Consider the following 289-nt stretch of genomic DNA (forward strand, 5'->3'; position numbering starts at 1 on the left):
GCCGGTCCGGTACACGCGGTCCAGCAGATCGAAGAAGCGTTGTTCGGCGAGGTCGGGCAGCGCCTCGCGGGCGGATTTGCCCAGGAGATCGCGCTGGCCGACGAGCCGGTGGTAGGCGTCGTTGGCGAGTTCGAAGACGTGGTTCGGCCCGCGCAGCACGCACATGAAGCCGGGCGCCTGCCGGAACAGCTCGCGCAGCCGGTCGCCTTCCGCGGCGATCTGGCGCTTGGCCCGCACCTCCTCCGTGGTTTCGGTGCAGGCGCAGAACATCCCCGCGACGGCACCGGAT

The 289-nt window shown here is 70.2% G+C and carries 1 pseudogene; it reads right to left on the bottom strand.

Annotation, left to right across the window (positions count from 1 at the left end):
* A pseudogene (locus tag JT719_RS24610) lies at positions 1-289 on the bottom strand (hypothetical protein); the annotation flags it as partial.

Origin of the sequence: Sabulibacter ruber, from assembly GCF_017355955.1 — a bacterium.
GTDB classification, from domain to species: Bacteria; Bacteroidota; Bacteroidia; order Cytophagales; family Hymenobacteraceae; genus Nibribacter; species Nibribacter ruber_A.